The organism is Shewanella sp. A22, from assembly GCF_053850585.1.
This window is the reverse complement of record NZ_JBSQBN010000054.1, coordinates 18,441-29,156: the sequence shown is the minus strand read 5'-3', so window position 1 is coordinate 29,156 and position 10,716 is coordinate 18,441. Positions and strand designations below refer to the sequence as shown.

General features: G+C 39.6%; 8 protein-coding genes. 1 reads left to right on the top strand and 7 read right to left on the bottom strand.

Annotated features, from left to right (window positions below; translation table 11 throughout):
* Positions 1 to 295 precede the first annotated feature (295 nt).
* The 7 genes from ACWXWT_RS11330 to ACWXWT_RS11300 all read right to left on the bottom strand — a co-directional run bounded on the left by ACWXWT_RS11330 (position 296) and on the right by ACWXWT_RS11300 (position 8,512).
* Positions 296 to 1,543: a tetratricopeptide repeat protein gene (locus ACWXWT_RS11330; protein ID WP_456041689.1), complete on the bottom strand. Its 1,248-nt coding sequence runs from the start codon at positions 1,541 to 1,543 to the stop codon at positions 296 to 298.
* 3 nt (positions 1,544 to 1,546) lie between these two features.
* Positions 1,547 to 2,164: an energy transducer TonB gene (locus ACWXWT_RS11325; protein WP_456041688.1), complete on the bottom strand. Its 618-nt coding sequence runs from the start codon at positions 2,162 to 2,164 to the stop codon at positions 1,547 to 1,549.
* Between the two features lies 1 nt (position 2,165).
* Entirely contained in the window at positions 2,166 to 2,570 is a 405-nt protein-coding gene (locus ACWXWT_RS11320; protein ID WP_456041687.1) for an ExbD/TolR family protein, read from the bottom strand.
* A gap of 13 nt (positions 2,571 to 2,583) precedes the next feature.
* Positions 2,584 to 3,111: a MotA/TolQ/ExbB proton channel family protein gene (locus ACWXWT_RS11315; protein ID WP_137221618.1), complete on the bottom strand. Its 528-nt coding sequence runs from the start codon at positions 3,109 to 3,111 to the stop codon at positions 2,584 to 2,586.
* Positions 3,111 to 4,466 carry a MotA/TolQ/ExbB proton channel family protein gene (locus ACWXWT_RS11310; protein WP_456041686.1) on the bottom strand — a complete coding sequence of 452 codons (1,356 nt, stop codon included), beginning with the start codon at positions 4,464 to 4,466 and terminating at the stop codon, positions 3,111 to 3,113. Before ACWXWT_RS11310 ends, ACWXWT_RS11315 begins: the two co-directional genes overlap by 1 nt.
* On the bottom strand, positions 4,466 to 5,248 hold the full coding sequence (locus ACWXWT_RS11305; protein ID WP_456041685.1) for a DUF3450 domain-containing protein: 783 nt from the start codon (positions 5,246 to 5,248) through the stop codon (positions 4,466 to 4,468). Before ACWXWT_RS11305 ends, ACWXWT_RS11310 begins: the two co-directional genes overlap by 1 nt.
* An 870-nt stretch (positions 5,249 to 6,118) precedes the next feature.
* Positions 6,119 to 8,512: a DNA polymerase II gene (locus tag ACWXWT_RS11300; protein ID WP_456041690.1), complete on the bottom strand. Its 2,394-nt coding sequence runs from the start codon at positions 8,510 to 8,512 to the stop codon at positions 6,119 to 6,121.
* Between the two features lie 120 nt (positions 8,513 to 8,632).
* Between ACWXWT_RS11300 and dinG the strand changes: the two genes are divergently transcribed.
* Entirely contained in the window at positions 8,633 to 10,708 is a 2,076-nt protein-coding gene (dinG, locus tag ACWXWT_RS11295) for an ATP-dependent DNA helicase DinG (protein ID WP_456041684.1), read from the top strand.
* Positions 10,709 to 10,716 lie beyond the last annotated feature (8 nt).

Below are 10,716 nucleotides of genomic sequence, written 5' to 3'. Positions count from 1 at the left end.
AATGTCTTATTTTTTATGGAAAAAAATAGACCATGCCGTCGTATTTTGAAAGCATCTAACGAAGCATAAAGGACTTTGAAACCCGCCAGAATGGAGTCTCTCAGGTATTCCACTTCTGTGTTACATCAATTTAAAAGGCAACAACCATTTCTACATCAATGTGCCTTGAATTGAAAAACCTGAGAGGCTCTGAACTGACCAGATATTTAATGAGATTGGTATAATTGCAACCCCATTATTTTTATGAGCCAATAAAAAAGCCCCTTAAAGGGGCTTTTTTGAATCAAGTTAACGATTACAGTGTCACGTTATGAATCCGAGCTTTTTCTTTTATATAAGAAATATAACTCTTAGCACTTCGTTGCGTCTTTTTATCGTTAGCGGCAAGTAATGCACGCTTATAAGCTGACTTGTACTTTTTAAGACTTAAATAAGCTAATGCTAACTCAAATTGAGCTTCGCCAGGATTATCAATACCTGCATCAAGTGCTTTTTTTAGCACAGGAATTGCATCATTGAATTTTTGATCTAAAGCAAGAATACGTCCTTGTTTTAAATACAAATCACCTTTATTGCTAACAGCAGCGGCTTTACCATAATAGAAAGCAGCTTCTTTTAACTCTTTAGCATTATGAAAAAAACCAGCGAGTGTTGTAAAACTCTTCTCGTTTTCAGCAATAAGCCCTGACTTCATGTGCTTTTCAAAAATGGTAGCCGCTTTATAAGGCGAACCTTTTTGTGCTAGCAATTGAGACAAACGAGTAATATTACTGTCGGTCTCTAAAAAGCCATTTTTATACGCTAAATCATAAGTTGCTAGTGATTTATCATAATCTTCAGTCATCAAATAGAACTGAGCTAACTGAACCCAGAGACGTTTATCGTCTTGGAACAAAGGCACCATAGTCTCTAACACTTTTACGGCATCTTTGTACTTTTTCTGGTTAAAGTAAGCAGTTAACTTCATCTGATACAAACCTTTATCAGGTGCTTCAGCTAAAGATAACCCTTTATCAGCCACTTGCAGTACTTTATTCCATTCTTTTAATTCAGTGTGGGCAATACCAATTCGGCGATACATTTGTGCATCAGCCTTACAGGTAAATTCCATCCACTTATAATAATATGGAATTGCTTCTTTAAACTTTCTTTCTTGAAGAAGTAAATCGGCATACAAACGCATTGTTGCAGCATGGTCTGTGCCGCCAAGAATGTCAGCGTCAACAGCAGTTTTTAGGTACTTAACTGCCGTTTTCATCTGACCTTTTTCAGCATAAAAGTTACCCAGCATACGATTGACATAAGCTTTGTCAAAGTCGTTTCTGGCATTAGCTTCAAGCAATATTGCAATAGCTTGATCTAAATTACCTTCAGTATATGCTTCAAAAGATTTCTGAACCTTTTTTGCAGCGCTTTCGCCAACTGCGCGAGATTGACGTTTATCAATCTCACATTTCTCAGCAGCAACTACAGTGTTTGACAATAATGCACTTCCACTTATTGAAAGTAATAACGCTGTAGCGATACTAGTAAGTTTACGCATTATCTACCTCCTCTTCTCTAGTGTGAAGTCTAGCTGTACTGTCATACCAGGTTGTTTTAATGGCTTACCATCAACAATCTTTGGTTTGTATTTCCATTTCTTCAATGCACGAACAGCTTCACGATCGAATACGCGTCTAGGCTCTGCTTTGATGACAGAAACGTCCTCTACACCACCTAATTCGTTAATGGTAAAAGTCAGTTGAACCCAACCTTCTTTACCATCACGAGCTGCAGCAATTGGATACTGAGGCTCAATACGAACGATAGGAGTAGCATCACCGTCACGGGTCATCATGTTACCTAGTTTAAAGCCAGTACTAGGCCCACCGGCTTCAATGCCTCCCATATTAAACGCCATATTGGTGTCTATATTGGTTGATGAATCAGGCGGAGTAGTATCCGGCTTCGGTGGTTGCTCCGGTGGTGGAGGTGGCTTAGGTGTAACCCTTGGTTTTTTCTGTGCCTTCGAATCCTGTTTATCCATCGTAATTTCAATAACAGGGGTTTCCGCTGACTCATCGTTGCGTTGTGCACCGCCGCCGACTAGGAAAGCCATGAAAGCAAACAGCCCGAAAGTCACTGCGGCACCAATGATTATTGATACGAGTGCTCTTAGCATATTACTCATTCCCCGCTGATACTGAAATTTTGTCAATACCTGCAGCTTTAACATTATCAAGCACTTTAACGACTAAACCATGTAATGCGTCTTTGTCTGCTTGAATAAGTACAGCTGCTTCTGGTGCTTCTGCTAGCATACGTTCTACGTTAGCCGTTACACGTTCGATATCAACCTGACGGTTTTCCATCATAATGACACCACTTTTACTAATGCCAATAAAGATGTTTGCCGATGGTTTAGACGTAGCCTGTGACGCTTTAGGCTTGTTGTAGTCTAAGCCTGATGGCTTAACAAACGATGTTGTTACAATGAAGAAGATCAGCATGATAAACACGATGTCTAACATCGGGGTCATATCAATTTGCGCTTCCTCTTCCATAGTGGAATGCTTCTTACGTGCCATGTTCAATCTCTCTCTAGTGGTGAGGCATGCTGTCTTTTAGCTTTTGTAAACTGATTCTCATTTTTGAGTCTAAACGTGTGCTAAAGAAAACACCCGATAGTGCTGCAACCATTCCTGCCATAGTTGGCATTGTGGCCATTGAGATACCAGCCGCCATTAAACGAGCATTACTCGTCCCCTGAACAGCCATCACATCGAATACTGAAATCATACCGGTTACAGTACCTAATAAACCAATCATTGGACAAATGGCTACTAAGGTTTTAATTAACAGCATACGTGCATTCAAATCTTGCTTCGCTTGGGATACCCAAGCTTCACGGATACGGTGAGCATGCCAAGAAGTTGTTTCTTCTCTTGCTTCCCATGAGGCTATCACTGCTTGATGTTGTTTTGGCGATATCCAATTTAGATACCAATAACGTTCAAGCATTAACACCCACATAAGGAATAGCACAGCTGCAACCAACCAGAGAACATCGCCTCCGGAGGCCATGAAGCCCCTGACGGAATCCCATACGTCCATCAGGATTAGCATCATTAGTCAGCCCTCTTCTCAGCATGTTCTGCGATAATACCAGCACTTTGCTCTTCAAGAACTTGAACAATTGACTTGCTACGAGCAACAACAACTGCATGCAATAACATCAGAGGCAATGCAGCGATTAGACCTTGAACAGTCGTAATAAGCGCCATAGAGATACCACCAGCCATCAATTTAGGGTCACCAGTACCGAATAATTGAATTGATTGGAAGGTTGCAATCATACCGGTAACAGTACCTAAAAGACCCATCATAGGAGCAATAGCGGCAATGACCTTAATAATAGAAATACGCGCTTCTAAAGCGGGTGTTTCTTTTAAGATGGCTTCATCAAGTTTTAACTCTAACGTTTCAACATCAACGTCTTTGTTTTCTTGATACACTTTTAAGATACGGCCTAATGCATTGTTGCCAGGCTTATCAATGTTCTTACGTTGGCTGTTAACTTTACCGCCAATAATAGTAAGAGTCACTAAACGTTCAAGCGCAATCAATGCACCTAAAGCAAGTAATGCAAGAATGATATAACCAATCGTTCCACCAGCTTCTAAACGGTCTTCTAAACTAGCTTTGTTCGTAAAGATGTTTAATAACACGCCACGAGCCGGATCAATATAGAAAGGCGCTACGCCTGAAGTCGTGTTTTCCCAAGCGCCAACTGCGCTAACTTGGTAACCTTCTGGCTGCTGTGATAATTGTTGGATTAAGTTTAGTTCTGGCTTATAAACAACGTATTTACCTTCAGCAGTTAAGTTGAAAGGACCAACACGATGAATCGCAGTATTTACAACGTTACCGTCAATAGCTGTTACCGCACCATTGAACTTAACAACTTTCCCTGATTCAACCATTTCAAATAATTGCGCTTCCCAAAATTGTTCTAACTCTTCAATTTTAGGGAGTGATTTACGAGCACCTAATTCAGCTATAAAAGTATCGCGACCTGGGTACTGAGCGCTAATGTTAGACGCAGCTAACTTACCAGCAAAATCACCCGCTTCACCTTTAACAACACCAAACATTTCACCCAAGTCACCTTGAGCTGTTTTTAAGTCTTCTTCTAACTGAGCAATTTTACGCTCGTTATCTAAGAATGCTTGGTTTAAATCTTTACCACGTTGCTTTTCAGCAGAAAGCGCGTTCTTTTCACGCTTAAGTAATGCGGCTTTATCGCCTCGTTCAGCTTGAAACTCTCTTTCGCGCTTAGCGTTAGACTTACCTTCGTTAGCACGGTCGACTTTAACTTGTTGTAACAGTTGGTCGATAGTTTTTGGTGCATCTGCAGCAGAAACCATACCAGCAGTTAAAGAGAAAGTTGCAGCCACTAGCGCTGATGTAATTAACTTCTTCATTATTGTGCAGTCTCCGCAGCAGGAATTGGTAATGCGAATAGGTCTAGTGCGCCTTGCTTACGAGCAATGCGGATACCTTTTGTGATGTCGCGTAGATAGCTGTCTTCTAACTTGTTCCAAGCTTTAGTGTCAGCGTCATACATCCATGCTATTTTTTGATCTAAGCTTTGTGCATAAAGAGCAACACGACCTAAATTAAAGAAATCAACTAACACTTCTTTTCCATCTAGGTTTAGCTTACCAGTATGAACTGCAACGAAGTTACCGTATTCACGTTCAATGCTATAAGCATCAAGAATAAGACGATACTTCTCTGCTAATGTTACTTCTGCAGTGTTAAGGATATCTTTTAGATTTTCAACACGAGCATGACGCGTTTCGCTGTTGAAAGGTAAATCTAAATTTACAAACTGCTCTAAAGCATCAACCATTTTAAACATTAATGGCACAACACCTTGACGGAGTTTATCGACACCGTTGATGTCAGTTTGAATAGAATCGAGTGTTTTTTGTTGATCAGCTACCAAGCCTGCAACGTAATCATTATATGACTTCAATGATTCACGCTCATCAGCAACGCTGCCATACTCAAAGAGCATGTCTTGTGCTTGGTCAAAATATTTGTCGACTTTCTTTTGTGACGCAGCTGAAGCAGCGTTAAGGCTGCTATCTGCTTTTTGAACGTCAGCTAGTGGATCTGCAACAACGAAGTTGCTACCAGCTAAAGCTAGAGCGCCAACAAGTGCAGTAGCGATTTTTGTTCTATTGCTTACCTTGGACATAGTTCCCAACCAATTTGAAGTGAATTAAAAAGTTCAACCTAGCAAAATAGCGATGATCTAAAATAGTTATCAATGCCAATTCACTAAGTACGTCTTTTTCTTGTGATTGTTTGTTTTCTTCCCTTTTCTGCACCGATTAAGGCGCAGACCCGTTGGCATCATTTCACAAAATGTTGACCTGTGTCAACATTTGCAAAGCGTAAAGACTAGTGGAAAGAGCAGTTAAGATAAGGAATGTAAATGAAAGGTGAATAAATATACATCTTCAACATAAATCTGTAGTAATTAAGTGTTACACTAAATTATTTTTCAATTTAAAATCAACTAGATAAAACGAATTATCATCACAATTATATTTACTGTTTATAACAAATATAATGGTGCCTATAACAAATTTACTCTTGATGCGATTATTTTAGCAGCATATTACATCAACTGCGTTGTAATGTAATATTAACAGTACCTGTACAATCTCAATAATTAAAAAACAAATAATATACAAATAAAGAGCTTGGGTCATAAATTACACTTCACTAAAAAAAGTGAGTGAACAAAAAAACAACATTTTAATTTACACCAATTTCTAATAAAGTCACCTTCAACCAAAAAGTTTACATTACACTCGTTGATAATAGTAAAAGTATTGAGCACTTTGTAGACATTGGCGAATCAAGATTTCTCGCGATTAATCGCTAGCACGATTCACCAAAGAGCGAATACACACCTTTCACATTACAGTGGTTGATAGTTTGGCCATTTTCAAATATAGAACTTAACGGTCATTGAATAACATCAGACGTAAGATCAAACAAACTACCACTTAAAATCAGTTACTGACACCGCTTAGTATTATTATTGGAATAAAATAATTTAGATTAAAATCATCTGGTTATTTATCATAGAGTCAAAACTATAACCACTCAGTTGTAAAATAGGATCTGCTATGGGCCGAATTTGCTTACTTATATAATATTCATAATCGATATTCTGTGGTTTTGCTTCAATTGCCTGTGCGCCAGTCAACGTCATAACGTATTTAATTTGTTGTCCTTTACGAGTCACGTTTACGTCATCCAGAAGTTGAGCAAGCTGTTTAGCGGCTTTTACATGAGGGGATGATTTAGCGGTGTAATCTTCAACATTTCTCCTCAATCGTTTTTTGAAAATAAGTTCATTATCTCTAGCGCCACTTTTAATTGCCGCCAGCTCATTGCTCAAGTAATCAATGACATCCTCGCCCTTGAAAAACAATTCATATAAATGATATTGCATTCTTCGCGCGATAGGGCTCCAATCACTTCTTACCTGTTCCATACCTTTAAACGTCAGTTTCAATTGTTGAGTGTCATTTAACACTGCACCGACATAACGTTTTTTACTGCCCTCATCAGAACCTCTAAGCGTAGGCATAATAAATTGTTCAAAGTGGGTTTCAAATTCGAGTTCAAGATAACTGTCTAATTGATATTCATCTGCGCACCATTCAAGCCAGCGTTGAGTAATTGATGTCGACAAGTGCTCACCAACCGCTTGGATGTCATTAATCCCATGATGATTCCCTAACCACACAAATGTAGAATCGGTATCGCCATAAATCACTTGATAACCACACTCTTCTATCCATTGTTTAGTCAGTTTCATTATCTGATGACCGCGCATGGTAATAGAACTGGCAAGTTTTGCATCATGAAATACACAACCTCGAGAGCCTAATACGCCATATAACGAGTTCATAATAATTTTTATTGCTTGTGATAAAGGTGCATTTTTATCGCGTTTAGCCCGCTCACGTTGTTCCGCTAAACTTGCAATTAACGCTGGTAAAATAGGTTTATTCCGACTGAATTTAGCGCCTAGATATCCATCTACAGTAGTGTTATCAACATTACAATTACTGTCATGCAAACCTTCAATTAATCCTTTGGGATCAATAAGGAATGTTCTGATAATCGACGGATACAAGCTTTTAAAATCTAATACCAAAACATCTTTATAGTAGCCTGGGATAGATGACATAACATATCCGCCGGGACTCTCAAGCCCCTGACTAGCGGGATGGGCTGGCGCAACAAAGCCACTTCGATGTAAGTGAGGTAGATACAAATGATAAAATGCGGCAATAGATGCGCCAACACGACCAAACTCTAAGCCGGTTAATTTGGCTCGTTCAAGAGCAAAATCTAGTAATTGAGTTTTTTCGAAAATATCCCATACCAAACGACAGTCCGTAAGGTTATAAAAAGCCAGTGCATTCTTGTCTGTTTCAAATAAATGAGTGATTTCTTGACCACGATTTTCAACATGGTCAATGGCTTTCCCTTCGGCTAATAAGTGCCGCGAAACAGACTCTAACGAAAAACTATCAAATTGATAAAATGCCGCTTTAAGCCAATCAATACCATCCAGTACTACACGTCCGGGTAGCGATAAGGTTTCAGGCCGATATTTGTCAGCCACTTTCCAGCTAAGTTCAGTATCACCTCGGCCGATGGTTAATGGGATTTGATGTAATGCGCAGCGTTTATACAGCAAGGCTAAGTCAAAGGTGACCACTGCCCAACCGATGATAATATCGGGATCATAGTCGCTAAACCATGCAATTAATCTCTGTATAAGCTCAACTTCATCCTTAACCCAAATAATAAACTCATGGCATTGTGCTTGTGGTTCGCCCACCATAATGACGCATTGATAATCTATTCCATACAAACCGACCGAATAAAGTTCACCAGCAAAACTACACTCAAAATCCAGTGAAACCATCTTCAAATGAATATCAACAGGTTCGTTAGCGGGTATTTTTCTAGCCCGATTAATCTCTAATAAAGAAATTGATGAAGTTGAATTAACCGTTTGATAGCGCCCATTGCATTCTATATCTAAGGCAATAAACCGTTCGATAAGATAACGTTGTTCAGGCCTTATATCGGCTTCAAATAGCGTAATACCAATATCATTGGCAATACGGCTAAGTAATTTTAATTGCGTATTTGATTTAAGATATAAGGCTGTTATGGGTTCATGGGCAAAACTCATCAATGATATCGATTCAGTTCTAAGTGCAAAACCAGCTCTTTGAATTAATTGATTAACATCTTGCTGACGGCAGAAACATATCACTTCACTGTGATAAAGCTCAGCTAACACAGGGCCCTGAGCCGTTTTAATATAATATTGAAGCACTAATTGCCCATGCCGATAAATGGCATGGCGAGTTAATATCAGTCCCTTCAGATTGATATTAGTCTCAGGGTTATTTGTCAGCTTCACTACGGGTACGAATTCCTGCACAAGTTTACTCAATTTGATTTATTACTTCGTGGCATGCTAATTCACTGTTATTATGTACAGCATAATTCAGTCTATGCAGAAATCATACTTCCTATGCTACCGGATAACATAAAAAGTCAAATTCGCACCATTTATAAAGAAGTTGCCGCATCTATGCCACAATTTCGATCTCGTCGCGAACAAAACTATATGGTAGCGGAAATATCTAAAACCTTAGCGGGTGAGTATGACAAAGACCGTCGCATTATTGTGGTTGAGGCTGGAACAGGTATTGGTAAATCCTTGTCCTATATCTTAGGCGCTATACCTTTAGCGGTTGCCAGTAAAAAGAAAGTCTGTATTGCCACCGCAACCGTGGCACTTCAAGAACAATTACTCCACAAAGATCTGCCTCACTTTTTGCAGCAATCAGGAATTGAGTTTAAATTTGGGTTAGTAAAAGGTCGCCAGCGTTATGTCTGTTTGGCCAAACTTGAAGCCATGATAGGTGCACAAGATGGTTCACAAATGGCTATGTGGCAGACTAAGCCCGATCAAAGTCAAATAAATGAATTACAAAAACTGCATCAAGACTTTCATCAAAAACGCTGGAATGGTGAAATAGATACCTTAAAGCATCCTATTCCTGATTTTTTATGGCAACAAATTTGTTGCGACAAACACAGCTGCCATCGTCAAGTGTCTGCGCATCATAATTGCCCGTTTCACAAAGCCCGTGAAGATGTCGACACATGGGATGTATTAATTGTTAATCACAGCCTACTATTTGCCGATTTAGAGCTTGGCGGTGGCGTCATTTTACCCGAGCCAGAAGACATGTTTTATGTCATCGATGAGGCTCACCACTTGCCCATTGTTGCAAGAGACTTCTCCAGTGCTCAAGCTACATTGCGTGGTGCTTGTGACTGGTTAGAAAAAGCATCCAAAACCTGTTCTAAATTACAAAATCAATTGAAAACCACCCACATTATCGCCCCCGTACAGGCGATGCTTGATCACATTACCGACTTAACTAATCTTCTGACTCAAGTGGCTCATTATTGTGATACTCAACCACAGCTGTTTGCTAACCCTGAATCTAGACTTCGTTTTGAACATGGTCAATTGCCGCAATCATTATTAATTCAAGCAGAAAATCTTGCTACGGCTTCTGGCTCTGCAGTGAAGCAGTTTAATAAAGTGGTGTCGGTATTAAATGAAGCAATCAAAGATGGTGAAGTGCCTAAACATCAGTCGGAAGGTTTGTTGTCTGAAACCGGATTTATCTTACAGCGGCTAGATAACTTACATAAGTTATGGAAGATGATGGCCAAAGAAGACAGTAAAAAAGGCGCACCAATGGCACGTTGGGCAGAATTAATTACCGGTAAACAACAAGATTATTTATTTTGTTCATCGCCTATCGAGGTCGGCTTTATGCTGGAGTCTATGTTGTGGCAAAAAGCCGCTGGAGTGGTATTGTGTAGCGCAACACTTAGAGCGTTAAATAGCTTCAACCATTTTGCTCATCAAGTGGGACTATCAATGAATGATGGTAGTCGTTTTTTGGCCTTGTTATCCCCTTTCGATTACGAAAATAATGCGACCTTATTTATTCCTCAAATGGTGTGCGAACCGACTGACGATAATTATACTGCTGAACTTGCTGAGCACATTATTGCATTAATCGATGGTGAAATGGCAACCTTAGTCCTATTTGCTTCATATTGGCAAATGGATAAAGTGGTCGAGTTGGTTGAAGGCAAAATCCCTAAAGATCAACTTTTTGTCCAGGGCGCCATTCCCCGGCAACAGATCTTAGAACAACATAAAAAACGTTGTGACGAAGGGCAAGCCAGTATTATTTTTGGCACGGGCAGTTTTTCTGAAGGTCTCGATTTACCTGGGGATTATTTAACAAATTTAATCATTACCAAACTTCCGTTTGCCGTTCCAACTTCTCCAGTAGAACAAGCTCATGCAGAATACCTAAAAGTAAAAGGCGGCAACCCATTTTTACAGCTGACAATTCCCGATGCTTCACGTAAATTAGTCCAAAGTTGTGGCCGACTTCTTAGAAAAGAACAAGATTATGGCCGAGTCACTATTTTAGACCGCCGTTTGGTCACGAAACGTTATGGCAAATCATTAATTGATGCCCTTCCTCCCTTTAGACGCGTAATTGAATAGGTATTGAG